Consider the following 26,039-nt stretch of genomic DNA (forward strand, 5'->3'; position numbering starts at 1 on the left):
AAAGTCAGCCAAGCAATTCGTTTTACCCAGTAGGCGAGAGCGGCAATATCCGAGAATGCTGAAGTGCTCAAAGAATAGATATCCTGTTAAAAGTAAAAATGCCGTTCACCTTAAGTGAACGGCATTACGCCTTAGCGTCTTTTTATTTTGATGATGTCAGTACTATTGTACCAGTTCTTTATCAGTGAACTCATCGCTAAACAGTGGGCTTGATAAGTAACGTTCAGCTGAACTTGCTAAAATAACAACGATATTTTTATCTTTGTTTTCAGGCTTTTCTGCTAAACGTTTAGCGGCAACAACCGCAGCACCTGAAGAAATACCCGCAAGGATACCTTCTTCTTTCATCAGACGGTGACACATTGCCATCGCTTCATCGTTAGTGACTTTCTCAACAGCATCAATCATGGTTAAGTCTAAGTTGCCAGGAATAAAACCAGCGCCTATTCCTTGAATTTTATGTGGTCCAGGTGTTAATGCTTCACCGGCCATTTTTTGGCTAATAACGGGTGAGTCAGTAGGCTCAACAGCAACTGAGATAATATTTTTGCCTGCGATATTTTTGATATAACGACTGACACCGGTAATTGTGCCACCTGTACCAACACCGGCAACAAAAATGTCTATATTACCATCGGTATCTGCCCAGATTTCTGGACCTGTGGTTTTTTCATGAATTTCAGGATTGGCAGGATTGTCGAATTGACCTAATAAAACATACTTTTCTGGGTCTGAATCTTTAATTTCTTGCGCTTTAGCTATAGCACCGTTCATACCTTTAGCGCCATCGGTCAATTCAAGTTTAGCGCCTAAAGCGGCTAATAACTTTCTGCGTTCTAAACTCATGGTATGGGGCATAGTTAAGGTAATGCCATAACCTCGAGCAGCTGCAACAAAAGCAAGGGCTATACCGGTATTACCACTCGTTGGCTCAACAATTACTTTGCCAGGCGTTAACAAACCTTTTTTTTCTGCATCCCAGATCATGTTTGCGCCAATACGACATTTAATACTCGCACTTGGATTTCTTGATTCTATTTTTGCAAAAACATTACCGGTTGTTACACGGTTAAGTTTTACTAAGGGCGTTTTGCCGATAGTCGTTGAGTTATCTTCAAATATTGTAGTCATGTTAGCTCCTTGATAAAGCTTTATTTACTTTAATAGCACAAGGTTAGCGCTTTATAGAAATAAAAGAAGTGATATTTTGTTAACTTATATACAAAAAAAGAATATAGAAATGCTTTTTTAGTTAAATTAGTATGTTAGCAGCGGTAATTATTGTTCTTTTTGATAATAATCTATTTTATTATCTGCGCAATCGAACGTTAATGATAGGTTAATTATAAAAAATCAGTTGGTCTTAAGTTGATTTTTATATTATAGCAGTGCTGCTTTCTGCTAAGCGCTAACAATGTTAGACGCTTAGGTAAATTGCCCCATCGTTTCTACAGGATATATTTTAATTTTATCGCCACAGTGAGTAGCGTCGTTATTTTTAATATCAAAATTATAAATAATTAGCCATTGACTATTAAATGGTCACTGGACTATTATCATTTCAACTGGTCGAACGTCCGATGAGTTGTGTGACCAATAAAAATAAGACGTAAAAAATAATTATAAAATAATATTAAAAAATATTTGGGGAAATAATGAATATAATCAAAAGTTTAACGGTTGTTGCTGGAGTCTGCCTGACATTCTGCTCAGCAGCTTCATATAGTAAAGAATATAAGATAGTACTTATCCATGGCTTTCAGCCGCAACAACTTATCGTTGACGGTGATGTTACGGCGAGTGGCCAAAACTACTGGCAAGGCTATTGGAATGATCTCAGTGATGCTCGCATTGACTGGCCTTCATACGAACGAATAGAAGGCAAAATAGCAACTGATTATCTTTGGCCAAAGCTAAAATCATTTTCTGAAAGCAATTTCTGCTCACCAGGCTGTATATTTGTAACACATTCGACCGGTGATTTAGTAGCACGTTATATTATAGATAACCAAGAAACTTGGTTAGAAAATGCTGGGTTAGCACCATTGAATATTGTTGCAACTTTTGACATAGCCGGCGCTGGCGGTGGCAGTGAACTTGCTGATGTAGCGGTAAGTGTTGCTGAAGGTACAGAAACCTGGTCTTTTCTCATCGAGGCAGCATTAGAAGCTTGGCTTGGCGGCGATCTTGGCGATGAAATGGGCGTACTTAATGACTTAAAAGTCAATAACGCCAGACAACTTGCACCATTACCTGATGCGAGGATCCCTCGTTTACGCTTTGTTGGTGATGCAAGTGAATACTTGGGGGTTACTAGCCCATTCATTCAAGGTAATGATGACGGTGTTGTTGGCACGCACTCGTCTTGTGGGGCTAATCGCCAAGCAAGATACGGTAGCTGTAGTACAGATATCGCGATAAATGGTAAAATAACACAGCAAGGTAATGCTGTTAATGGTTTTATGCCATACCATTATCCTATGCTTATGGGTAAAGCCTATAGTCATGGTTCATTACTTGAGCCGCAACAACAAGGTAAAGTGACCGCAGCAAGTAACCAGAAAAACCTATTGTCAGGAGAAAGTATTTATTTTGATACTTACACTAAAACGACTGGCTGGTGGCTTTGGAAAAGTAACTATCTCTATGTTGAAAATTCCACTGATGACAGTATGTCAACGCTCATTTATGATGCGCTTCCTAACTAAATAATATCGGTAAGGCTGTTGGTTTTTCGGTGTTAACCAAGAAAAACCAACAGAGTCTTGACAAAAAAGTAAATCAGTTATGAAAAATAAATCATTTTTAAAGCAAGTCGCGGCTATCAGTGCAATCGCTATTGTTGTTTGGCTTTTTTGGCCATCAATACCCCAACAAGTAACGATTGTTAATGAGCCCTTGATAAAAAAAATACAGATAAAGACAACGAGTCTGCCAAAAAAACAGCCTAACAATAATACGCCGCTAGTGGCTACGGTTAATAAAATCACTTCAAACGACTCGGCAGCATTAGTTGCACAAGCGTATGCGGCAGAATTAACTTTCCCATCATATTCTCAACCCTTGACCGATAAAGATTTTGACCGCTTAGCGCCAAACTTTTTTAATCCACAATCCATGCTCGTTGACGATGAGGGTACTCAAGTCAGTGCTGCACTATCAAAATATCGCTATACCTACCCTGAAGTCGTTTTTGCGACGCTAACCGGTGAAAATATTACTGCAGCAGAGCTGCAACTTGTCGATATCAGCACGGGTAAAGTGTTATTGACCAGTCAATTTGAACAGGGTGAAGAAAACTGGCACTCACAATTTGACGGTGAAAGAGATTTGCCAAGACAACTGCAAGCATCGATTAAGGCGAAAATTAACGGCAAGAATATTAATATTACCCTAGCACTTAAATATGTTGATTCAGTTGCTACCTTAGAAGGTTTTGAACCGGCGTTTAATGAAAATGCTGATATGGTGTTAAAAGCTAATATAACTACCAGAGAGCAAGGGTTATATAGAATGCGCGCAAATTTATTTGATGCAAATTACCAACCTATTGCTCATCTAGTTAGCAAAGAAACGCTCAATAAGGGCAATAGTCATCTTTATTTAAAAGCTCATCAGTCCGTATTAAAAGGCAGGCAAGCACCATTTTACTTATCAACTTTCTCAATCGAATTAATGTCGCCCGCTCCCGGACAACCAACAAAGTACGGTGATAGTTCAATTGATGAGTATAAAATAAAAGATTTTGCAGTGACTAGTCTAAGCAATCTGCCTTATCAACCTTCCAACCAAGAACAACAGCGCTTGCTACTCTTGCAGAACATGGCACAAGGCAAATAAATCGTTTAATTTACTTTATTGACTGGCTTTATTGACCTGCTTTATTGACCGGTTTTATTAAGCCGCTAAGCGACCTGCCAACCAAGCACAACAGCGCTTGCTGCACTTACAAAAGATAGCAGAGCATGGCACAAGGCAGATAAATAGATAGTCATTTAAGTGATAAACGATACTTTGATGAGTAAACGTTTAATAGCGTTAATATGCTAGAGATAAACTTTCATAGTCATAGTGTAAAGTCGCAGTGTACAACAAAGTTTAGTTTGATAAGTGATTATCAAACTAAACTTATTTATCGATAAATAAAGCGCTAAGGCATCCAAGCGTAACTGACTTTAGTAAATAAAGTACGTTCGCCACGCCTTAACTTAGTCAAGTCGTCATCTTGATAACTGTTGTCAGAATAGCCTAAGAAAAATACCGTTTGTGGATTAAGCTTATAGCTATAAATTAATTGTGTTGATATATCACTATTGGTTTTAGAGTAGGCTAATGGGTTGTTAGCGAGGTTTTTATCAACATCGTAGTAAACAACATTTAATTTAAGATAACTGTTTACGTCAAATTGGTAAGATACTCTTAATTCAACTAAGTTCGCATCGTATACATTACCTTGACTCGTATCGAGAGTTTCATAAGTATAAGAAAAATCAATTTCTAAATGGCTAGTTGGGTTTAGGCGGGTATTAGCATAAATTTCTTGATAATCAGCAAGGCGATTATTTTGGTAATCTATTTTTTTACCAAAAGAAAAATAAAGTTCGCCATATAGATATCTTGTCGGTTTCATATAAGCAAACATTGTCAGCAGTTTTTCGGTAAAACGGTCGGTATTACCATCAATAGAGTCATCAAACTCAATTGCCGCTGAACCTCCATTCAATTGAGCTAACTCATTTTCACGCAGCCCTATTTTATCTGCATAAGTGAACATAATATCAAATCTTGAAAGTTTAGGGCCGTCAATCGTAAAACTTGAGGTTAAACTTTTTTCCAGTAACTCACCATTTTCATTATGTTTAATCTGCCATTGACCTGACAATTTTGCTTCTTGCCAAAAACTGTCGCCTTCACTATAAAAGTAACGGTCAACTAAAAGTTTTTCATCTTGATAATCAGCCTTTGGCATAAAACCTAAATCAGCGCGGAAATCTTTACCTATTTTTTGGTGTTCAACGTTTACCGACCAATACTCAGAGTTATGTTCATAACTCAGTTTGACCGCTTGATCGGCAAGATCAGCCGACTCTTGTATGGAATCGTCACTGTTTGAATGAACAACTTGTGCAAGAATAGCATTTGAGTCATCCATTTTATATTTGGTATTGATACCAGCAACGGTATTTTGATAACTATCTGACTTTCTTAAGGTACTAATAGCACCTAAAGAGAAGTCTTCAGAAAAGTCGTAGCGATATTTAAACGCGCCAGAGTGGCTTTCTTCATTCAACGACCTTAAACGTGAGCCAGTATTACCAGGTACAATGAAGTTAGTTTCTGTGTCATGACTAATAAAAGCACCATAAGTGTGGTTGTCATTAGTACCGGTTAATTTGGCGCCATAGTCAGGGTCGGCAATATTTCTGGTATAAACTAAATTAAAATTTGAAGAAAAATAATCTGAGTTTTCTACAAAGAAAGGGCGCGCTTCTTGATAAAATAAGGAATAGGTTTTATTAACGCTAAGTTGGCCCGCATCAGATTCAACCGTTGAAAAGTCTGGGTTTACCGTAACGTTTAATAGCGTGTTGGCATTAATACCCCAGCGTAAATCGACGCCAGCTTCGGTGTCGTTATCGTTATGCCATTCATCTTGTGGGTTGTAAATATCACGTGTATCATTTTTACTTGCTACTACTGCTGGTGTGATTGTTAGGTTGTTACCTGTTTTAGCGTGTTTAAAACCTTTTGCTTCTGGGATTTGACATAACCAACAATCATTGTCTCGGTCGAGCGGAATATGAGATATACGCAGGCGAGAGTCTCGTGGGTAGAGACGAATAAACTCAATTGCCCAGGTTTTTTCTTCATCGGTATCGGCAAAGTTTAATGCATGGTAGGGCACAGCCATTTCAACTTGATAGCCGGTCGCTGTTCTTTTACCAAACGATTGCCACATACCATCCCAAGCTGAATTGACATCGCCAGTGAGTTCGTTTTTTATTCTATCAATTTGCGAGCCGTAAGGATTAACAAAGAGTTCATAACTTAATCGTCGATTGTTGTAGGTATCGAGTTTTATACCGACTACATCATCTTGGAGACGTGTATCTCGGTCACCCAAATAAGCAATTATTTCTTCTGGGTTGGGATCTTGGGCAATAAAAGAGATATAAATGGTATCGCCATTTTCAAATATTTTTGCGGTAGTCTTAACTGGGCTAGGCTTGTTATGCCAAGGGTCATTAACAATGTTTAGCTCTATCGACAATGCCTGAGACCATTCGTCATCGTTGATGTCGCCATCTATAGTGACTTTTGTTTTAGCATAAGGTATCGATAAATGCTCGATTTTATTGATTATTTGTTCTTGGCTCTTTTGTTCAGCAAAACTATTCTGTGAAAACAGTAAGAATATACTAGCTACTATGGCTTTGTAGCTACTTCTTAACAACAACATTTTTTCTCCAGGGTTACATTTTATTATTTTTATATAGTGACTCTGGATAAATTGTGTCAAAAAAATGCAGTTAAAACAATCATTAGTTAGCTTAGTTCTATTATTAGCCAACAATAAAAAAGTCGCCATTTGGCGACTTTACCTAAAAACTGATGGGATTTTTCTTTATTTTTACTTCATCCAAGCATAACTAAACTTCATAAAGAGATTACGTTTATTTTGATTTAAGTCGCTAAAGTCTTCTTCGGTGTAGTGTCTATCAGAATAGCCTAGATAAAACACTGTTTGCGAATTTAACTTGTAGGCGTACAACAATTCAGTGGAGACGTTTTTTCTGCTCTGGGTAATATCTTCGGGATCGGTATATGTATAATTGTTAATATTTCTGTTGGTATTATTATAAATAAAACTAAAACGTAAAAAACTTAAAACATTAAATTGATAGGTTGCTCTAAAGTCGGTCAATCGTGCGGTAAAGACGTTGTTACTGGTCGCATCGACGTTATGATTAGCGGCATCTAATTGATTAAAGGTATGTTTGATATTTAATTCCAGATGCTTATCAACATTCAAGGTTACCTTTGAGCTCCATTGTTTAGTACGACCCAGACGGTTGTTTCTATAATCAATGGCATCACCGTATTTAAAGTTACTGTTAAAGTATAAACCCAGCATCGGATTAACTTCACCATAGAGTGAAAATTGATTTTCGGTAAACAAGGTGGTGTTACCGTCAATGGCTAAAATACTTTTATCTTTTCTTAACCCCACTAAATCACGGTTTGAATAAGAAAAGCGAAAGTATGAATTCATACTTGAATTTAGCTGAGCGTTAATATCAAATTCTTTCTCAATCAATTCATTATTGTCGTTATGGGTGATATCCCAATCAGAATATATTTTAAACTTCGTCCACCACTCGCCTGGTTGTGCATACCATTTTCTATCACCACCGATGGAGAAACGGTTATAGTCAACATTAGGAATAAAGCCTAAATCGCCACGAAAACCAGAATTTTGCTGATCGTATGTTACGCGGTAATACCAGTCTCGGTCATTATGAGAATAACTGGTTTTAAAGGCACTACCGCTAAACTTATCATCTTTTAAGGTGCGTAAAACCTGCTCATTGTAATCACAATGACTATAGCCACAGTCAATGTTTTCCGGTGGTACATGGCAATTTTCTGACTCACTTGAGCCGTCGGTATCATCGGCATCACAAAATTGTTCAAATAAATCATCAGGGTATTCTGTGGTTGAATAAAGCGCTTGAAACTTAAAGACATCAGCTGTTGAAAACCTAATTTGAGTGCCGATACTGTGAACTATATTTTGATAATCTTCAGCGGTACGTATGGTACTTACTGTCCCCAAAGTTATATCTTCATTGAAGTTATAGCGATAGCGAAAGGCGCTTGCTTTTGATTCGCCTTCGATACTTGCTATAGAAGAGCCTCTATTACCTGGGATTAAAATATTGGTACTGTCGTCATCGGTGACAAATAAACCAAAGGAATGATCGTTTTCTCGCCCCGTTAATTTAGCACCATAGTTTGGCGCGTTAATATTTCGGGTATAAATTAGATTATAATTTGAGTCAAAGTAATCAGCATTATCTAGAAAAAAAGGTCTTTTTTCTTGGGTAAACAGCGCAAAATTATTATTGATATTTAACTGAGCATTATCAGTTTCAACCGTTGAAAAATCTGGGTTAAGGGTGGCATTCAATACCCAGTCAGGTGTTATACCCCAGCGAACATCTAAGCTAGCTTCTGTGTTAGTTTTACTTTGCCACTCATCATTACCTGCTCTCTCTTCATTAACACCGGTAACGAGTGATGGAGTAACGGTTAAATTATCACCTTGTTTTGCGCCAATAAAACCTTCGACAGTGTGCAGTTGGCATAATTCACAGTCGTTATCTCGTTCAAGTCGGACGTTTGAAAAACGAAAAAACTCATTTCTTGGATAAAAGCGCATTAATTCAATCCCCCAATCTTGCAACGACGACTTTTCGGTAAAGTTGAGCATACGAAGGGGTAAAGCCATTTCTACAATATAACCTTTATCGTTAATTTTTCCGGCACTGTCCCAAATACCATCCCATGAATCACTTTCACTTTTGGTTATTTCATTTTCGACACCGTCGATTTGAGAGCCTAAAGGATTGACTAAAAATCGATAAGCTGAACGCTGGTCGTTATAAGTGTCAATCTTTATGCCGACGACATCATCACCCCATGACTGATCTCTGTCGCGGTAAAACGCTCGGATTTGACTTGGGTTAGGATCTTCAGCAATGAAAGCAATGTAGAAAGTGCCACCATCTTCCATCAATAACGCTTCGGTATGAACTTGGCTGGGAATATTATCGTAAGGGCGAGTAATGTTATTGATTAATATTTTCTTTGCATGGCGCCATTGTTTTTCATCTAAATTAGCATCTATGGTTATTTTACCTGAGATCCTTGGGATCTGGCTTGGCTGTTGTGCGTTAGCTTTATAATGACAAGATAATAATAAAGCGGAAATAGTCAAAATATGGCTGAATTTGACAGTGAACATTGATGCTCCAAAAGGAAAGTGTTTACAGTAAGCTTATTTTCAATATTGACAGTAAACTTAAGTGATAGATTTGATGGCGATGGTGAACAAAGTTATACTTTCTGTCAAAGGAATTACGACAACTGGTGTAAGGAATAAGATTAATGGTTTTTTCTAACATTTTTTGCTTAGCTAATCGTGATAAATTTAGCTCGAATCTATAAATATTCTCCTGCATAATGGTAAGCCTGTTATCTAATTTTTCACTATTATGCCACTTACTTTACTCGATATTCTTGCCTTTCTATGCTTTGTAACTTGTTGGATTGGTTATACTTGGTTTGCTCGTGTCAAAGCAAAAAACACTAATTGCATCGCCAGATGTCTTCATCAACATAGAATACATTGGATGAATGAGCTGATGACGCGAGATATTCGTGTTGGCGAAGCTGCACTGTTAGCAAATTTGGAGCGAAATATTGCTTTTTTTGCTTCAACGACTTTACTGGTTTTAGCGGGGGTATTAACCTTATTTGCCCAAGTTGAACGTTTAGAGGCGGTAATAGGTTCAATTCCTTATGCTGATTTTCCTAATCATGCGGCGATACAACTCAAATTAGGCGTTTTAGCTTTTATTTTTATTATGTCATTTTTTCAATTTACTTGGTCTATGCGACAGTACGGTTTTTTAAATGTCATGATTGGTGCTGCACCTTATGATGAGTTAGGAGAAAATGAAAACTTACGTGCTTATGCAAAACAAATGGCGATAGTACAAGACCAAGCCGCACATTCTTATAATTATGGCTTACGTTCTTATTATTTCTCTATTGCGGCAATGTGTTGGTTTTTTCATCCTGCGTTATTTATTTTTGCCAGTTTACTTGTTGTTTATACCTTATTTTATCGTGAGTTTAGATCCCGAGCAGTAAAAGCTATTACCGCAGCACAAGAGCATCTAAGGATCGAGCATACAAAAAAACGTGGTCAAAATATTGATGAGTAAACATAATTATTCAGCTTATTCGGTGCAAGATTTTGACAACTTTGATTGTTTAAAAATATCCAAGTGGGTTTACTTAGCCTTGATTTTTATTCTACGGGGTTATGTCGTTTGGCTAATGTCGGTAACCAATATGCAAGACCGTGTTGGCATCATTCAATGGATATACCCTGAAACTTCATTGTTTTATTTAAGTTTAGGCTCCGGTGCTTTGGGTATTTTTATTGTCCTTGTCTTGAGCTTACGCCGGCCAAATGCGAATGGTTGGGTTAAAAAATCGTGGCAGCACGGTAAAGGTATTCTTACTTTTGCCTTACTTTTTGATCTGATTATTTGTTTAGTTGGCTTTTTTTATTGGCATTTATTGTCGTTAACATGGTTAATTACTCAAGCTATTATTGTCGGAGTGCTTATAATCATGTTAAATCTCAGTAAAAAATTTAGGATTAATCTTGCTGAGTTTCCAGAGCCACTTCCTGAAAAGAAAAAAAAGGTGATTAAACCACAATGAATAACGAACAAGCCGTACAACAAGATGAACGATTAATTATACTAGATACAGAAACAACAGGTATTAATCCAAGGGAAGGGCACCGCATTGTTGAAGTAGGCTGTGTTGAAATGATCAACCGACAGTTAACCGGTCGTAGTTTTCATGTTTATATTAATCCATTATTTGAAATGGACCAGGAAGTTATCAATATTCACGGGTTAACCAATGAGTTTCTTCGTGATAAGCCTTTATTTAGTCAAGTTGCCGATGACTTTGTTGAATTTATTAAAGGTGCACGCCTTGTTATTCATAACGCTAAATTCGATATTGGCTTTATGGATAATGAATTTGCTTTATTAAAGCGAAATATTCCCAACACTCGTGATATGTGTACCGTAATCGATACTTTACATGTTTCAAAAGATGAATTTGGTTCTCCAAAAACCCTTGATTACCTAGCGCGTTATTACCGTGTTGATAAATTAGTCGACCGTACTTATCACGGTGCATTAATTGATGCTCAACTTTTGGCGTTTGTTTATGTAGAGATGACGCGTAAGCAGTCAGTGTTGAATTTATCAGCGGGCAGTGAATCAGGCGATAGTAACGCTATTCGTCGTTTACCCGCTCAACGAACAAAATTAAAGATTATTCAAGCTTCTGCCGATGAACTCATCAAGCATAATGAAAGATTAGCGATTGTTGCTGAAAAAGGGAGTGAGCCAATATGGCCCCAATAGGTGAAAAAATACTTTTTATCGTGATACTAATAGTCTCTATGTCGATATCTCTACCGAGTTATGGGCAACAAACCAAAGTTGATTATTATCAATCAGATAATATTACCAATGCCATTCCTTATTTTGACAATCGTTTTAAAATAGATGCGCAGCTTGAAGAAATAACACTGTTATTTTATCGAAAAAGTGGCACGCCCCCCATCATACTTGTGCGTCCTGATGGCACAAAAATTAAAATTAACAATTTACCTAAAGATACAGTGACATGGTTTGATGATCGTACCTTTGATTTGATCACCATTAAAAATCCAATGCCGGGGCCTTGGCAAGCTATTGGTGATATTTTACCGCAAAGTCATATTATGGTTGTCACCGAAGTCACTATTAAAGTTGATCCCTTACCTGAGGTTATCCTCTCGGGAGAAACCCTAAAAATTGAAGGGCACCTTTATAACGGAGCTCAAGCTATTGACGATCCACTCTTTCGTGACGTTATTAAGCTAAATGTAGACTTTTTCAGTACCAATAATTCTGCTTATGATAATTTTGGTGCCGAACCCATTAAAATGGCGCAATTTCGTGATGATGGCCGCGAGTTAGATGAACATGCAAATGATGGTATGTTTACCGGTGAGTTTGAACTTGTTTTTGCTCCAGGTGAATGGCTACCTATCTATTCCGTTATCATGCCTATGGCTACTCGGCAGTTAAGACAAAAACCCATTATTTTACAAAAAACGCCGATTTCTATTTCTGTTGAACGCGTGATGGAAGTTGGACAGTTTCATCAAGTCTCCTTTGCTATTGACCCTACTTATGTCGATGCTGATAGCGTTTTGTTTCAAGGCAAAGTTATTTTTCCAGACCGTCAAGAAGTGCCATTTTCTATTATGGAAGGAAAAGGTAATGTGCGTACCTACCAACTCGCTTACACGGAGTCAGGTGTTCATCGTATACAAGTGAGTGTTTTTGGGAAAACAATTAACGGCCGAGAATTCCGTTTAGTGTTAGAACAATTTACTTTTAATGCAGAAAGCAAAGATGGCTTAGTAATGCCGACCATAAATGCTAAGGGTGAAATAGCTTTACCTCATTCAAAAACAGTCGATGTCGTTACAACTGATAAAATTCTACTCGCAGAGGAGAAATCTAGACAATTAGCAATAGAGTTGCAAGAAGCTAAAGTCGCACAAGAAATGGCAAAAAGTGAAAAAGATCTGCAAACTTATATTATTATTGCGGTTGCAAACCTTGGAATAGTCTTACTTGCGTTACTTTTCTACTTTATATCTCGTCGAAAAAAGCAGAAAGAATGATGATAATCCATTTAAATAAAGCTATTTTTGAATGGAATTCCTCCGTATTGTTCATCAAACGTGCATACAGTTAATTATATTAAAAAAGTGGTTGACTGCTCCGCATCTTAACCGTATTATCTCCGCCGCATTCAACGACTTGTTGACGAATGTGTTGATTATACAGCGGAGTGGTAGTTCAGTTGGTTAGAATACCGGCCTGTCACGCCGGGGGTCGCGGGTTCGAGTCCCGTCCACTCCGCCAATTAATCAAAGGTTAAGCACCTAGTTTTACTAAACGCTTAAAAACAATATAGCGGAGTGGTAGTTCAGTTGGTTAGAATACCGGCCTGTCACGCCGGGGGTCGCGGGTTCGAGTCCCGTCCACTCCGCCAACATTGTTTTAAGAATAGCATTAAGGTTTGAATGACCTAATGATAAAAGGCGTGACATCTTTTATTATAACATTCAAAAGCAATATAGCGGAGTGGTAGTTCAGTTGGTTAGAATACCGGCCTGTCACGCCGGGGGTCGCGGGTTCGAGTCCCGTCCACTCCGCCAACATTGTTTTAAGAATAGCGTTAAGGTTTGAATGGCCTAAAGATAAAAGGCGTGACATCTTTTATTATAACATTCAAAAGTAACACCATGGGTTTGAGTACCGTCTACTTAGGTAGTAAAACTTGAAGAAAGCAATACAGCGGAGTGGTAGTTCAGTTGGTTAGAATACCGGCCTGTCACGCCGGGGGTCGCGGGTTCGAGTCCCGTCCACTCCGCCAACATTGTTTTTACAGTCTTTTATATCCACATAAAAGATATTGATATTCAAAAGTATCAAGACCTCAAGACCTCAAGACCTCAAGACCTCAAGACCTCAAGACCTCAAGACCTCAAGACCTCAAGACCTCAAGACCTCAAGACCTCAAATCATACCAACAAAAAAACATCATCTATGGTCGTTCAGTCGGTAAGTTTTTCATAAATAAAGCGGCCTATTATGCCCAATGTATTGTCGCGCGTTTGAGTCTCGACCACGGCGCTAATATTATTTTTAATATCCTATTTATTGCTTATATAAAAAAATCAAACTTATATTGTTAATCAAAATTTAACGACTTTATTCTCTTCTATAAATTCAGTTGTCTTCTATAAATTCAGTTGTCTTCTACACTTAAGTTCTATTTATAAAGATATAAATATTTATTAACAAAAAACAGTGGTATGACCAGTTGTTTTTCTGTTATATTCGAAAGAAGTTAAATAAATAGTTTAAAAAGCACCGGAGAGATACATGCTCAGTTATAAAGCACCGATCACAGACATGAAGTTTTTATTTGAAGATGTCTTTAATTATTATGACCATTATAAGCAGTATCCAGAATTTGAAGAAGCGACACCTGACTTGGTTGATGCGATATTCCAAGAGTGTGCAAAATTCTGTGAAAATGAATTATTACCAATAAACCAAAGTGGCGATAAAGAAGGCTGTACTTTTGATAATGGTAAAGTAACCACACCTACTGGCTTTAAAGAAGCTTATCAGAAATATGTTGACGGTGGATGGCAGAGTTTATCTCACCCCGTTGAACATGGAGGCCAAGGTCTTCCTGCTTCGCTAGGTATGGTAAAATCAGAGATGATGGGCACGGCAAACTGGTCGTGGGCTATGTATCCTGGTTTAAGCCACGGTGCTATGGATACGGTACAATTACACGGTACTGAAGAACAGAAACAACTATACTTAACTAAGCTTACCGAAGGTACTTGGACCGGCACTATGTGTTTAACTGAACCACAATGTGGTACAGATTTAGGCCAAGTTAAAACAAAAGCTGAGTTAAATGATGATGGTACATTTAGTATCAGTGGTACTAAAATATTTATTTCAGCCGGTGAGCATGACTTAACTGAAAATATAGTGCATATCGTTTTAGCTAGATTACCCAATGCACCAAAAGGTACTCGTGGTATTTCATTGTTTATCGTTCCTAAAATGCAAGTCGACGAACAAGGTAACATTGGTGAAAGCAACAATGTGGTTTGTGGTTCTATTGAAGATAAAATGGGTATCAAAGGCTCAGCTACTGCTGTTTTAAACTTTGATGGTGCAAAAGGTGTACTTATCGGCAAAGAAAATAAAGGTTTAGAATGTATGTTTACCTTTATGAATACCGCACGTGTTGGTACCGCTTTACAAGGTATCTGTGCTGCTGAACTCGCTTATCAAAACTCGTTGATTTACGCAAAAGAACGTTTATCTATGCGTTCGCTTACCGGTGCTAAAAAACCAGAATTGGTTGCCGACCCGATTATTGTTCACCCTGATGTTCGTAAAATGCTTATGACGCAAAAAGCGATCACTGAAGGTGGCCGTGCCATGATTTATTATACGGCGAAGATAGTTGACGATATCCAAATGCTAAAAGACGATAAAGAGCGCCGTAAAGCTGATAATCGTTTAGGTTTTATTACCCCAATTTTAAAAGCATTCCTAACCGAACTAGGTTCAGAAAGTGCTAATCATGGCTTACAAATATTTGGCGGACATGGCTTTATTAAAGAATGGGGCATGGAACAAATTGTTCGTGATACACGTATTGCTACTTTGTATGAAGGAACAACGGGTATCCAAGCACTTGATTTATTAGGGCGTAAAATCTTATTAAATCGCGGTAAGTATTTAAAACACTTTACCATGGAAATTTTAAGCTTTTGTAAAGACAAAAGTATGATTTCAAGTAACCCTCATAAACGCCAAATGAATCAATTTATTTGGCCATTGAGTAAAGCTGTTGCTGGCTGGCAGAAAAACACCTTGAGTTTATCATTAAAAGCAAAGAAAAATCGCGATGTGGTAGGCTCTGCTTCGGTTGATTACTTAATGTACTCTGGTTACATTGTTATGGCTTATTTTTGGGCTCAAATGGCGCAAGCCGCTTACGAAAAACTAGCGACAGATGTCGAAAATAGAGATTTCTACCGTGCAAAAATTAAAACTGCAGAGTTTTACTTTCAACGTATGTTGCCAAGAACTAAATCGCTAGCGACAACTATGATGGCAGACCCTAAAACGTTAATGCAGTTAGATGAAGAGTTATTGTCGTTTTTATAAACACTGACTTTTAAGATAACCGTTAATAAAAAACCTTTTACAGTTTTCTGTAAAAGGTTTTTATCGTTTGAATGAAATATAAATATCTCTTAGGGTAGAGATCATCATCGATCAATGTTTTGTAAGCGTATATTCAACAATTCTTAGATATTCATTTTCCAAGAGTATTTTTGATGTATTAGGATTAATGTCCGCTAATCTTGTCTTTTGATTGACACACGAGCTTACTAAGCAGCAAATAATAGTAAGATAAATTAATTTGGCTATATAGATAACAGAGTCATCTAGTTTTATCGAGGTATAAACAATGGCTGATACTTTTTGTTTATACCATTATTGTGGCAGAGGGGTATTGTCAGACAATGCTAATTAAACAGGCTATTTTTACTTGGTCATAGCAGATAAAAGCGCTTTTTTTGATTACTTTTACCCTCAGTCAATGATTACATTTCACTAGCGTTCTTTTATTTCTCTTGGCTAGATAGTATAAATATATAAGTCGAGGATGAGCAATCTTTCATCCTCGTAGCCAATTTTTAGGCGGGTTTTATCGAATAAAACGTAAAAATTTAAGTTTCCATTGAGAATAAGGTGCAAAACGTACCGGGATATCTTTGATAAAAGGGCGTTTGAGTACTGACTTAAGATGGCTGAAATTGTCAAAGCCGGCTTTACCACTATATTGGCCAATGCCGCTAGGGCCCGTACCACCAAAAGGTAAATCTGGCACTGCATTAAACATGATCACGTCATTAATACACTGGCTACCTGAACTTATTTCATTTATCCATTGTTCGATTTGCACTGAGTCACGGCTAAAAATATAAGCAGAAAGTGGCTTTTCTCTTTGTTTAACAAATAATTTTGCCTTATCAAAACTTTCAACAGTGACGATAGGTAAGATGGCGCCAAAAATTTCATCTGTCATTAATGGGCTATCTAAAGCGGGATTAATCATAATGGTAGGTGCGATATAACAGCGTTCAATATCGCTTTCACCACCGACCACAATTTCACCATCATTAAAATAAGAGGCTATACGCTGACAATGGCGTTGGTTAATTATACGGCCGTAACTTTTGCTGGTTTGAGGGTTTTTACCAAACATAGCAGTTATTTGGGCTTTTAGGGCAAGTGTTAATGGCTCAATGAGATTTTCTTTTACTAATAAGTAGTCAGGTGCAATACAAGTTTGTCCTGCATTCATCCACTTTCCCCAAGCGATACGCTTTGCTGTTATCTTTAAATCTGCACTTTCATCGATATAAACGGGACTCTTACCACCAAGCTCTAATGTTATCGGCGTTAAGTGTTTTGCTGCTGCAGCCATAACAATTCGAGCGACTTGGCCATTGCCGGTATACATAATGTGATCAAAATTTAAGGCAAGTAACGCTGTTGTTTCTGTAACACCGCCTTCTACTACACTAATGGCGTTATTATCTAAATATTTAGGGACAAGTTTATTGATAAGCCCAGAGATAGCAGGAGCAAGTTCTGAAGGCTTGATAATGGCACAATTCCCTGCAGCAATAACGGCAATTAAGGGGGCTAAAACTAATTGCAAAGGATAATTCCATGCGCCAATAATTAATACGGTGCCTTGTGGTTCGGGTTTAATAAATGACTTACCCGGTTGTACTACTATCGGTGTGCTAACACGGCTTGGTTTTGCCCATTTTTTTAGATGTTTATATGTGTGGTCAACATCACTGGTGATATACGATATTTCAGTGATCCAAGCTTCTAGTGTCGGTTTTGCAAGATCATCTTGTAAAGCCTGTAAAATCTCTTTTTCGTTTTCAATAACAAGGTTTTTTATCGCTTGTAGTTGCTGTTTACGCCATAAAATATCTCGAGTGACATTAGTATCAAAATACTGACGGTGTTTTGTGAGTAATGTTTGGTAGGGCATAGTTAAACCTTATTGTTGTAATTGAGTCTTATAGTTTGATTGGTACGACCAGATATAAAAACTAATTTACAACAATTACAACTCTTCTACAAAATAATCAGAAAATTATCTGTTAAGAGCTAAGTGCCAAACTCTTTAAGTTCATTGCATAGCCAATAACCCGGGTAACGATGGCTAGAATGTTATCGGTATCTAATTGCTCGACCGGCACATTTATATTGCGATATTCGATTTGAGTAAAGACCGTAGCCATTATATCAGCATCAATATGAGGGTCGTGTGAATTAAAAAATTCGCATAGCTCAATGATGGGTTTTAACGAGGCGGCGCGGTGTATTTCAGTTAAGGAGGCTAATTGAGGGTTTACGCGCACTTCGGTAAAGAGTAATTGTTGAACAGCCAGTTCTACCGACGAATCGACTATTCTTTTTACTAAACACTGGGTCGCCATAATGGCGAGTTGATTACGTAAACTTTCTTTTTCACTTATTTTACGTAAACTTGTTTTATTTACATTGGCAAGTAATTCGACAGCAGGCTGCCAAGCTAAGCTTGTTTTCGCGGTGATTTGTGACGAACACAGGATAAATGCTTGATGTACTAACTCTTGTATATCTTTAAAATAATAAGTGGTAAGAGAGAGTTGAATCTTCGCATGATTAGCGATGGCACGATGAGTAGTGCCTTTTATACCATTTTTTGCTAATACTTCAATGGCAGATTGTAATATCAGTAAACGTGTTTGTTCACCTTTGCTACGTCGTTTTACCGCTGGGCTTTCCTTAGTCGAAAACATATTATTGGGTCGTATAATGCTAATTAACATAAAGTTAACTTATTTTTGATGGTATTTCAATCTAGGTAAGAAAAATGTCATCATTTTTTGTTACTAAAAGTAATATATGAGCACTAGGATTAGAAGAAATTAACGATAGCATCAATGAGCCCAAGGCGATTGCTAGGCTCATTTATGATGATATTGTTTTAAAAATTATTGATACCTACATCCTTGTAGGTAAGTTTATCGTATGATAATAAATTAATGACTAGCGGTCTGTGCTCTTAGCTCGTCAGAGTCAAAATCATCTACATTGATGGCGGCTTTTCTGCCCAATTCGGCTTTGCATAATAACTCGGCCTCTAATTCATTTATCGCATTAACGGCTAAGCCTTTTTTAGCAACTTCATCGAGCGCATAAAAAGGTAGATCTGCACCAATAGCCTGGCAAACCTTCTTAAATATCGGTTCACAAGCAATAATGTCATCTAACGTTTGCTCAAGTTGACCTAAAACATTTTTTGGGTCTCGGCTTAAATATTGACCTTGTCCTAAACGTTCTCGAGTTTTACCGGGCGTTTGTAATATCTGTGCAACTTTATGGTCGGTAATGTCTGAAGGTTTTTTCAACCATGTTCCCACTGGAAAAATCATTGCCCTTAGGAAAAGTGCCACTATTTTATTCGGGAAGTTACTGATCAAGGCGTCAATTGCTTGCTGTGTTTCATACAAGCTATCTTCAACAGCCCATTGTAAAAGTGGTAAGTCATCTTGCTGACGACCCTCGTCGTTATAACGTTTTAAGGTTGCCGAAGACAAATATAAATGGCTAAGTACATCGCCTAAACGCGCTGAAATTCTTTCTTTACGTTTCAAATCACCACCCAATGTCAGCATAGATATGTCTGATAGCATGGCTAAGTTACTACTAAAACGAGTGAGTAACTGGTAGTAGCGAGAGGTTTCATCTCGAAAAGGTGTCTTGAGTACCCGTGCGCCGGTTAATGAAAACCAAAGGCTGCGGACAACATTGCTGATTGCGAAGCCTATATGGCCAAATAAGGCGTGATCAAATTCTTTTAATGCAGTTATGTCATCGGTTTGGTTTGCCGCTGCTAATTCCGCTAAAACATAGGGATGACAACGAATAGCTCCCTGTCCATAAATAATTAAACTACGCGTTAAAATATTCGCACCTTCAACGGTTATCGCAATTGGTGCACCTTGATAGGCGCGAGCAAGGTAATTACCTTCGCCCATGCAAATACCTTTACCGCCATGAATATCCATCGCATCGTTGACACAAATACGCATTTTTTCAGTTAAATGGTATTTTATAATCGCTGAAATTACCGAAGGTTTCTCTCCTAAATCGATAGCACCAGTGGACATAGTTGTTACCGCATCCATTAAGTAAGCATTGCCGCCGATGCGAGCAAGGGGTTCTTCAATACCTTCCATTTTACCAATAGGGATTTTGAACTGACGGCGAATCCTGCTGTAAGCACCCGTAGCAAGTGCGAGTGACTTTATACCACCGGCACTATTTGAAGGGAGTGTAATAGCACGCCCAACAGACAAACATTCCATAAGCATACGCCAGCCTTGACCAGCCATTTCTGCGCCACCAATAATATAATCAAGTGGCACAAAAACATCCATACCTTGCGTTGGACCATTTTGAAAGGGCACGTTAAGTGGAAAATGTCGACGGCCAGTGATAACGCCGTCTATATCTGTAGGGATCAATGCACAGGTAATGCCTAAATCAACCGTTTCACCCAGTAAATGGTCAGGGTCTTTTAGTTTAAAAGCTAAACCAAGTACCGTAGCAATGGGCGCGAGTGTGATGTAGCGTTTGTCCCAGGTTAATCTCATGCCAAGAACTTCTTTACCTGCAAATTCACCGTGACAAATAATGCCTTCATCGGGGATCGCTCCCGCATCTGAGCCTGCTTCTGGGCTGGTCAATGCAAAACAAGGAATTTCATCACCAACCGCTAAACGAGGAAGGTAGTAGTCTTGTTGTTCTTTTGTGCCATAAAGTTGTAATAATTCACCTGGACCTAAAGAGTTAGGAACCCCAACTGTGCTAGCTAAAACAGCACTTACCCCGGATAATTTTTGTAAAACTCGCGACTGTGCATAAGCACAAAATTCTAAGCCACCATATTTCTTTTTGATAATCATTGCGAAGAATTTATTATCTTTCAAAAACTGCCAAACCTCTGCTGATAAATCAGCATCAACATGGGTCGTTTGCCAGTCATTGGTCATTTTACAGACTTCTTCGACCGGGCCATTTAAGAAGCTTTGTTCCTCAACGCTTAACCGTGGTGCTTCATAATTATGAAGTTTTTTCCAATCAGGATTACCACGAAACAGTTCTGCCTCAAACCACGTAGTGCCAGCGTCGATAGCTTCTTGTTCAGTGCTAGACATTTGCGGCATAATAGATCTAAAGATTTTCAGCAAAGGTTGAGTAATATACTGCTTTCTAAAGTCAGATATATTCAAAGGTAATGCAATGATTAAAAATATTATCCAACTGAAAAATGACAGCGCGTCAAAGATAGTACCCACGGCCATTAATGCAGCAAAACTTAAGGTGAAAGTTGAGAGCGCAGCACGGGTGTATGCCATAAATCCGGTTAAAATAACGGCATAAATAAACCATGTAAACTGTTCCATTAATTTTCCTTTTTAAAAATAAAAGCCTAAAGATAAAAGCAAAGAGGTCTGACCATAATTTTAGCTTAAATCTATGTGCAATAAATTACAAATATATTTATCGTTGTTACCTTATTTATAGGATAATAAAGCTAATTATCTATTCGGAAATTAATTTATGTGTGAACTACTGGCGATGAGTGCGAACGTACCCACTGATATTTGCTTTAGCTTTAGTGGCTTAATGCAGCGTGGTGGTAATACTGGGCCGCATAAAGATGGTTGGGGCATTACTTTTTATGAGGGTAAAGGCTGTCGAAGTTTTAAAGACCCTTTACCAAGTTCACAATCACCGATTGCCGAATTAGTGACAAATTATCCGATAAAGAGTGAAGCGGTTATTTGCCATATTCGACAAGCAAACTCTGGTGGTATCTCTTTGGAGAATACTCACCCGTTTACCCGTCAAATGTGGGGGAGAAATTGGACTTATGCCCATAATGGACAATTAAAAAATGTCCAGGGTGAGCTGCCTGTACAGTTACATTTCCCTGTTGGAGCTACCGACAGCGAACACGCGTTCTGTTGGATCTTAGACCAACTTCATTTTAAGTTCGCGGATAAAGAACCAACAGCAACTGTGTTGTTTACATTTATTGCCAAGTTGAGTGTCAAAATAAATGCATTGGGTGTTTTCAATGTCAACATTACCAATGGTCAGTATTTATTTGCCTACTGTGCAAATAACTTACATTGGATAACACGCAGAGCTCCGTTTGGTAAAGCCCGTTTGATTGATGCGGAAGTGGTGATTAATTTCACCGAAGAAACCACAGAAAGTGATGTGGTCACGGTCATTGCCACTCAGCCATTAACCAATAATGAAAGCTGGCACAAAATGACCAAAGGACAGTGGCACTTATTTTGTCTGGGAGAGTCTATTGCTTCAGGACAAGAGGTATTGATGGCGGAAAGTTAATATTCTTCAAGTGAAGTCAGTTGTGCATCAAACTGTTCAACATCAGATTTTATTTGTTGTATTTTAACCAACAAGTAATTTAACTCTGGGGCGAACCAAGCATAAGTGACTTTTTTCTTTTCAATGACTTCTCTTTTTAATCTAACGGCTTTTATCATACCAAAAGGTAGCATTAATTCATCTTGACCATCGTATTGATAAACGTAATTTTTAATTTTACCTGTATGACTTATCACCGGATAAACAAATAGTTTTTGCTCTGGATTACCCCGTTGATTTTACAGATGAATTATTTTTACGAGAATTACTATCTTTAGTCAGAGATGACTGTGAAGGAACAACTGAAAGCTCAACCAAAGACAGTCAAACTAATAATACCCATCTCATTCAATTATAGAGGTTATGAATGCTCCGTTATTTTCAGCTCATTAATTGGGCAAGGTTCAGCGATGCCATAACCTTGCGAATAATCAATGCCTATTTCCTTCAGTTTTAATCCAATCTCAGTGTTTTCAACAAATTCAGCTACTGTCTTTTTACCCATCACACGACCCACTTCGTGAATTGATTTTACCATGGCATAATCGATGGGGTCGTCCACTATTCCTTTAACAAATAAACCATCAATCTTTAAAAAATCGACTGGTAAATATTTTAAGTAAGCGAATGAGGACAATCCAGTGCCAAAGTCATCGAGTGCAAAACTACAACCCTTACTGTGCATTGCTTCGATAAAGGTTGTCGCATCGGTGAGGTTAGAGATAGCCGCCGTTTCTGTGATTTCAAAACATATCTTCTTTGCCGGAATTTGGTAATGATCAAGATAATCAATCACAGTCTTTAGAAAGCCAGACGCCGTAAGTGATGGTCCAGATAAATTAATTGAACACAGTTCAAGTGCGGCCAAATGTTCTGGATGTTTGGATAGATAATTAAATTGGTTTTCGATCACCCACTTGTCGATTTTTGTCATCAAGTGATAACGTTCAGCTGCAGGCAGAAAAGCATTGGGCGAAATAAGCGAACCAGATTCATCAACCATACGCAAAAGCACCTCATAGTGAAGTCCATTTCTATCAGTTGGTTTATTGGGTTGGATAACTTGGGCGTACAAACAAAATCTATCATTTTCTAGTGCCGAATTGATTTTAGTCACCCACTGCATATCTCCATGGACCTTGGCTATATCAGAAACACTCTCAGTGTAGATACGGAAACAATCACGACCAGCATCTTTTGCAGCGTAACATGCAATATCTGCGTTTCTGAGTAAGTCATTGGTGTTATTAATACTTTCACCAATGGGTGCAATACCGATACTGACACTAATAGCAAAAGGTTTATCTTCCCATAAAAACCTATGCTGATTAACTTTATCAATCAGTTTTTGAGCAACCTCTTTGGCGTTTTTAATATTACAATTTAGCATCAAAATACCAAACTCATCCCCACCTAAACGGGCTAATACGTCTTGGCTACGAATATGCATTTTTAGTATCTGACTTATTTGACGCAACAATTCATCACCGGCGATATGACCACAGGTGTCATTGATAACCTTGAACTGATCTAGATCGAGGTAACAAAATATATGTTCAGCATTTTCAGCCTGTCTACTTTGCATTGCTTGAAATAAATGAAGCTCAAAACCTCTTCGATTGACTAGACCGCTCAGTAAGTCATGATTAGCTTGGTAGGTAAGTTCTTTTTGACTGACATGAAGCGCTTTTTCCCTTTGTTCACGCTTTTTTATATCTCTATAAATAATGTCTAATAATCGGTTGATGGAGTCGCCTAAATCATCAAGTTCATTTTTTTTCTTCTTATTAACTGGGGGAATACGATTCTGTTTGGGATTGTTTAGATCAAAATCATTGAGCGCTGCGCCTATAGCAATAACTTTTTTTGTTGTGGTTCGATAAAACAAAAAGACAAGGATAAAAGCCAAAAGAATATTTCGCACTAATCCAGACAAAAGAACCAATATAGAACGATCAATAAATCTGTCTGAGGCTAAAGCTGGATCAATATAAATTCTCAAATTACCGATATTCTCACCACTTTTAAAATATAAAGGTTGGTTAAAACCTTTAATTTCCCCAAAGATTTCAAACCCCTTAGTAAGGTTTGTTCTCTCAGTGTTTTCAGAAGCCAGTTGAGTCAGCACTTCATCACGTTCATTAGTAATAGTGACCGATGTTATAGAATGATACTGAAGAATACCTTTAGCTACTTCTTCAGCGGCAGGTGCGTCAAGGTGAAAAGAAGCATCAGCCGCAGCAAACTGATTAGCCGCCAGAATTTCCGAGGCAAACTGTTGTATCTCATTTTGTTCACGCACAAAATCAACAGCAATCTGAATGCAACTAAGAGAAAAGCCAACTAACAGTGTCACTAAAACACTATTTTTAGCCAGCGTGTATGACAAACTATCGGTAAAAGGCCGGCTACTTTGTCTCATTGGGTGTTTGTACTTTTTGTACTTTCTGACAAGTGCTTTAATGCTGTATTCCATATATTGTCGATTCCATTGCGAGTTCGCCGATCAAGCTGGGGCATGAGCACGATTAGAGCTTTTGATTCACTGAGAGAAGTGGCGTAGAACCCTCGCTTTTGGGCCTCAGTAGCCTTTTCGACTGTCATCATATTAACGGGGTTAGTACCTAATGCTTCAACTAGTACACTGTTCTGGAATTCAGCACTGATAGTGAAATTTATCCATTCCTCTGCAATACGTTTCAATTCTGGCTTATCTGCGAGCTCTTGACTTAATACGTGATTATCAATCCAGCCTGGAACACCTTCTCTAGGGTAAGCCCATTTCCAAGTTTCACCGCGCTTTTTTAACTCTGGTAAAGAAAACCCCCAGGAAGACGCTAATTTGTTTTGCATTAAATCATCTGCAGTATCAACACCTTCCCATAGAGATTTTGCGTTGGCTATCAATGAAGTCAATTTTGCTTGGAATGCTTTATTATTTAACTGATCAAAATCACTTAGGGCATTTTTGTTATAACCCATGGCTAAAGCCGTAAGATAAACATTAATCTCACCGTAATCAGCAACACTATATTGCCCCTTATATTTAGGATCCCAAAGTATGTTCCAGCTTTGAGGTGGCTCATCAAAATACGCTGTGTTATACACCAGTCCATAAGGTCCCCATGCAAAGGGCAAACCATAATGAACACCATCTTTAACCAAATACTTTGAATATTTAAAGGAGGGGTTAAGTTGTTGGTAATTTGGTAAATTATCAAGGTTTAGCGGAAGCAATAGTCCTGAATCAATCATTTTAAAACGTTTATCGTTGATACGATTATGAGCGGGACTAACAATATCGGCTTTTTTTAATCGTAGGGCAGCAAAGCCATCTTCTGCATCTACGATATAATTTACCTTTAATATGATATCAATAGAATACTTTTTAGATATGAGTCGTCTAAATTTTTCACGTTGTATTTCGGGTGCATAACCTTCCCAAACCAGTAAACGGAGTACTTGCTGTTTTTCTGCAAATACACAAACAGAAACAATACTAATAGATAATCCCATGCAAATGAATGCGAGCTTTTGGGCGACGTATTTTAACATTGTTGATGCCAACTCCATTTGTTTAAAACAGATGTAGATTATAAATAATATAAACACTCTATCCTATATAATCAACCCATAATCAGCAATTCTCGGTAAGTGATAAGATCAGTGCATAAATTCGCTTGTTAGCCAATTTTTTAGTTATTCCCTCTTAGCATTATCATAGTGCTTTGTCTGTAACCGAGCTTGCTCACGTACTTCTAATTTTAGTTTTTTACCTTTCCTTTCATAGCTTCTAGCTGCGTCATTAGGCTCCAAAGTACCTACTATTCCACTATTACCTAAACTTGAAGCACTCTTAATAGCTAGAACAACGTCTTCATGATTTCGCAAAATCCCCACCGAAAGATTAGCCTCTTTATCAACTGTGCTTCGGTTAATTTTCATCTTGCCATTAGCTACTTTTTTCTTCAATTCACGCTATCAGATCCACGATAATCTGAAGCTCAC

At 37.9% G+C, this 26,039-nt stretch carries 18 protein-coding genes and 4 tRNA genes; 12 read left to right on the top strand and 10 right to left on the bottom strand.

Features of this window, described 5'->3' with window-relative positions; all coding sequences use genetic code 11:
• Positions 1–162: 162 nt before the first annotated feature.
• Positions 163–1,131 carry a cysteine synthase A gene (gene cysK / locus ESZ26_RS10395; RefSeq protein WP_146799565.1) on the bottom strand — a complete coding sequence of 323 codons (969 nt, stop codon included), beginning with the start codon at positions 1,129–1,131 and terminating at the stop codon, positions 163–165.
• Positions 1,132–1,655: 524 nt separating this feature from the next.
• On the opposite strand from cysK, the gene ESZ26_RS10400 reads away from it, so the two are divergent.
• Together ESZ26_RS10400 and ESZ26_RS10405 are read left to right on the top strand one after the other, a co-directional pair.
• On the top strand, positions 1,656–2,708 hold the full coding sequence (locus ESZ26_RS10400) for a hypothetical protein (protein WP_146799566.1): 1,053 nt from the start codon (positions 1,656–1,658) through the stop codon (positions 2,706–2,708).
• Between the two features lie 79 nt (positions 2,709–2,787).
• Positions 2,788–3,840 carry a hypothetical protein gene (locus tag ESZ26_RS10405; protein WP_146799567.1) on the top strand — a complete coding sequence of 351 codons (1,053 nt, stop codon included), beginning with the start codon at positions 2,788–2,790 and terminating at the stop codon, positions 3,838–3,840.
• Positions 3,841–4,150: 310 nt separating this feature from the next.
• On the opposite strand, the gene ESZ26_RS10410 is transcribed toward ESZ26_RS10405, so the two are convergent.
• Both ESZ26_RS10410 and ESZ26_RS10415 read right to left on the bottom strand, forming a co-directional pair.
• Positions 4,151–6,460, bottom strand: coding sequence for a carbohydrate binding family 9 domain-containing protein (locus tag ESZ26_RS10410; protein WP_170246357.1), 2,310 nt, complete (start codon positions 6,458–6,460; stop codon positions 4,151–4,153).
• Positions 6,461–6,631: 171 nt separating this feature from the next.
• Positions 6,632–9,028, bottom strand: a complete 2,397-nt coding sequence (locus tag ESZ26_RS10415) for a carbohydrate binding family 9 domain-containing protein (protein ID WP_146799569.1) — start codon at positions 9,026–9,028, stop codon at positions 6,632–6,634.
• A gap of 250 nt (positions 9,029–9,278) precedes the next feature.
• Between ESZ26_RS10415 and ESZ26_RS10420 the strand changes: the two genes are divergently transcribed.
• The 9 genes from ESZ26_RS10420 (at position 9,279) to ESZ26_RS10460 (ending at position 15,650) form a co-directional block, all read left to right on the top strand.
• On the top strand, positions 9,279–10,013 hold the full coding sequence (locus ESZ26_RS10420; protein WP_146799570.1) for a DUF599 domain-containing protein: 735 nt from the start codon (positions 9,279–9,281) through the stop codon (positions 10,011–10,013).
• Positions 10,006–10,521, top strand: coding sequence for a DUF2919 family protein (locus ESZ26_RS10425; RefSeq protein WP_146799571.1), 516 nt, complete (start codon positions 10,006–10,008; stop codon positions 10,519–10,521). Before ESZ26_RS10420 ends, ESZ26_RS10425 begins: the two co-directional genes overlap by 8 nt.
• Complete coding sequence (gene dnaQ, locus ESZ26_RS10430; protein WP_146799572.1) at positions 10,518–11,243, top strand: DNA polymerase III subunit epsilon; 726 nt, start codon at positions 10,518–10,520, stop codon at positions 11,241–11,243. Before ESZ26_RS10425 ends, dnaQ begins: the two co-directional genes overlap by 4 nt.
• Entirely contained in the window at positions 11,231–12,559 is a 1,329-nt protein-coding gene (locus tag ESZ26_RS10435; protein ID WP_146799573.1) for a TIGR03503 family protein, read from the top strand. The genes dnaQ and ESZ26_RS10435 overlap by 13 nt, the downstream gene beginning before the upstream one ends.
• Before the next feature lie 167 nt (positions 12,560–12,726).
• Positions 12,727–12,803: transfer RNA gene (locus ESZ26_RS10440), tRNA-Asp, on the top strand.
• Positions 12,804–12,856: 53 nt separating this feature from the next.
• A tRNA-Asp gene (locus ESZ26_RS10445) sits at positions 12,857–12,933 on the top strand.
• Between the two features lie 89 nt (positions 12,934–13,022).
• Positions 13,023–13,099: transfer RNA gene (locus ESZ26_RS10450), tRNA-Asp, on the top strand.
• A gap of 141 nt (positions 13,100–13,240) precedes the next feature.
• Positions 13,241–13,317 (top strand) — tRNA-Asp (locus ESZ26_RS10455).
• A gap of 512 nt (positions 13,318–13,829) precedes the next feature.
• The gene (locus ESZ26_RS10460; protein ID WP_146799574.1) at positions 13,830–15,650 is read left to right on the top strand and encodes an acyl-CoA dehydrogenase C-terminal domain-containing protein; all 1,821 of its coding nucleotides are present in this window, start codon (positions 13,830–13,832) and stop codon (positions 15,648–15,650) included.
• A 547-nt stretch (positions 15,651–16,197) separates the two neighbouring features.
• Here the strand turns inward: ESZ26_RS10460 and ESZ26_RS10465 are convergent.
• From ESZ26_RS10465 to fadE, 3 genes are all read right to left on the bottom strand, one after another.
• Positions 16,198–17,565, bottom strand: a complete 1,368-nt coding sequence (locus tag ESZ26_RS10465; protein ID WP_146799575.1) for an aldehyde dehydrogenase family protein — start codon at positions 17,563–17,565, stop codon at positions 16,198–16,200.
• 112 nt (positions 17,566–17,677) lie between these two features.
• Complete coding sequence (locus tag ESZ26_RS10470) at positions 17,678–18,391, bottom strand: TetR/AcrR family transcriptional regulator (protein ID WP_146799576.1); 714 nt, start codon at positions 18,389–18,391, stop codon at positions 17,678–17,680.
• Between the two features lie 213 nt (positions 18,392–18,604).
• Positions 18,605–21,034, bottom strand: coding sequence for an acyl-CoA dehydrogenase FadE (fadE, locus tag ESZ26_RS10475; RefSeq protein WP_146799577.1), 2,430 nt, complete (start codon positions 21,032–21,034; stop codon positions 18,605–18,607).
• A gap of 157 nt (positions 21,035–21,191) precedes the next feature.
• On the opposite strand from fadE, the gene ESZ26_RS10480 reads away from it, so the two are divergent.
• Positions 21,192–21,992 (top strand): class II glutamine amidotransferase, encoded by an 801-nt coding sequence (locus tag ESZ26_RS10480; protein ID WP_146799578.1) that lies wholly within the window; start codon positions 21,192–21,194, stop codon positions 21,990–21,992.
• On the opposite strand, the gene ESZ26_RS10485 is transcribed toward ESZ26_RS10480, so the two are convergent.
• The 4 genes from ESZ26_RS10485 to ESZ26_RS10500 form a co-directional block, all read right to left on the bottom strand.
• Positions 21,989–22,228: a DUF3108 domain-containing protein gene (locus tag ESZ26_RS10485; RefSeq protein WP_146799579.1), complete on the bottom strand. Its 240-nt coding sequence runs from the start codon at positions 22,226–22,228 to the stop codon at positions 21,989–21,991. The genes ESZ26_RS10480 and ESZ26_RS10485 overlap by 4 nt on opposite strands.
• A 164-nt stretch (positions 22,229–22,392) precedes the next feature.
• A complete protein-coding gene (locus ESZ26_RS10490) occupies positions 22,393–24,387 on the bottom strand; it encodes an EAL domain-containing protein (protein WP_170246358.1) in 1,995 nt (664 codons plus the stop codon).
• Between the two features lie 62 nt (positions 24,388–24,449).
• On the bottom strand, positions 24,450–25,586 hold the full coding sequence (locus ESZ26_RS10495; protein WP_170246359.1) for an ABC transporter substrate-binding protein: 1,137 nt from the start codon (positions 25,584–25,586) through the stop codon (positions 24,450–24,452).
• A 144-nt stretch (positions 25,587–25,730) separates the two neighbouring features.
• Complete coding sequence (locus ESZ26_RS10500) at positions 25,731–26,003, bottom strand: hypothetical protein (RefSeq protein WP_146799582.1); 273 nt, start codon at positions 26,001–26,003, stop codon at positions 25,731–25,733.
• Positions 26,004–26,039: the final 36 nt, after the last annotated feature.

The organism is Colwellia hornerae (genome assembly GCF_007954355.1).
Lineage (GTDB): Bacteria > Pseudomonadota > Gammaproteobacteria > Enterobacterales > Alteromonadaceae > Colwellia_A > Colwellia_A hornerae.

Bases quoted from the DNA above. Each gene is read 5' to 3' on its own strand.
- cysK (WP_146799565.1), bottom strand. From the start codon at position 1,131: ATGACTACAATATTTGAAGATAACTCAACGACTATCGGCAAAACGCCC.
- ESZ26_RS10400 (WP_146799566.1), top strand. From the start codon at position 1,656: ATGAATATAATCAAAAGTTTAACGGTTGTTGCTGGAGTCTGCCTGACA.
- ESZ26_RS10405 (WP_146799567.1), top strand. From the start codon at position 2,788: ATGAAAAATAAATCATTTTTAAAGCAAGTCGCGGCTATCAGTGCAATC.
- ESZ26_RS10410 (WP_170246357.1), bottom strand. From the start codon at position 6,460: ATGTTGTTGTTAAGAAGTAGCTACAAAGCCATAGTAGCTAGTATATTC.
- ESZ26_RS10415 (WP_146799569.1), bottom strand. From the start codon at position 9,028: ATGTTCACTGTCAAATTCAGCCATATTTTGACTATTTCCGCTTTATTA.
- ESZ26_RS10420 (WP_146799570.1), top strand. From the start codon at position 9,279: ATGCCACTTACTTTACTCGATATTCTTGCCTTTCTATGCTTTGTAACT.
- ESZ26_RS10425 (WP_146799571.1), top strand. From the start codon at position 10,006: ATGAGTAAACATAATTATTCAGCTTATTCGGTGCAAGATTTTGACAAC.
- dnaQ (WP_146799572.1), top strand. From the start codon at position 10,518: ATGAATAACGAACAAGCCGTACAACAAGATGAACGATTAATTATACTA.
- ESZ26_RS10435 (WP_146799573.1), top strand. From the start codon at position 11,231: ATGGCCCCAATAGGTGAAAAAATACTTTTTATCGTGATACTAATAGTC.
- ESZ26_RS10460 (WP_146799574.1), top strand. From the start codon at position 13,830: ATGCTCAGTTATAAAGCACCGATCACAGACATGAAGTTTTTATTTGAA.
- ESZ26_RS10465 (WP_146799575.1), bottom strand. From the start codon at position 17,565: ATGCCCTACCAAACATTACTCACAAAACACCGTCAGTATTTTGATACT.
- ESZ26_RS10470 (WP_146799576.1), bottom strand. From the start codon at position 18,391: ATGTTAATTAGCATTATACGACCCAATAATATGTTTTCGACTAAGGAA.
- fadE (WP_146799577.1), bottom strand. From the start codon at position 21,034: ATGGAACAGTTTACATGGTTTATTTATGCCGTTATTTTAACCGGATTT.
- ESZ26_RS10480 (WP_146799578.1), top strand. From the start codon at position 21,192: ATGTGTGAACTACTGGCGATGAGTGCGAACGTACCCACTGATATTTGC.
- ESZ26_RS10495 (WP_170246359.1), bottom strand. From the start codon at position 25,586: ATGTTAAAATACGTCGCCCAAAAGCTCGCATTCATTTGCATGGGATTA.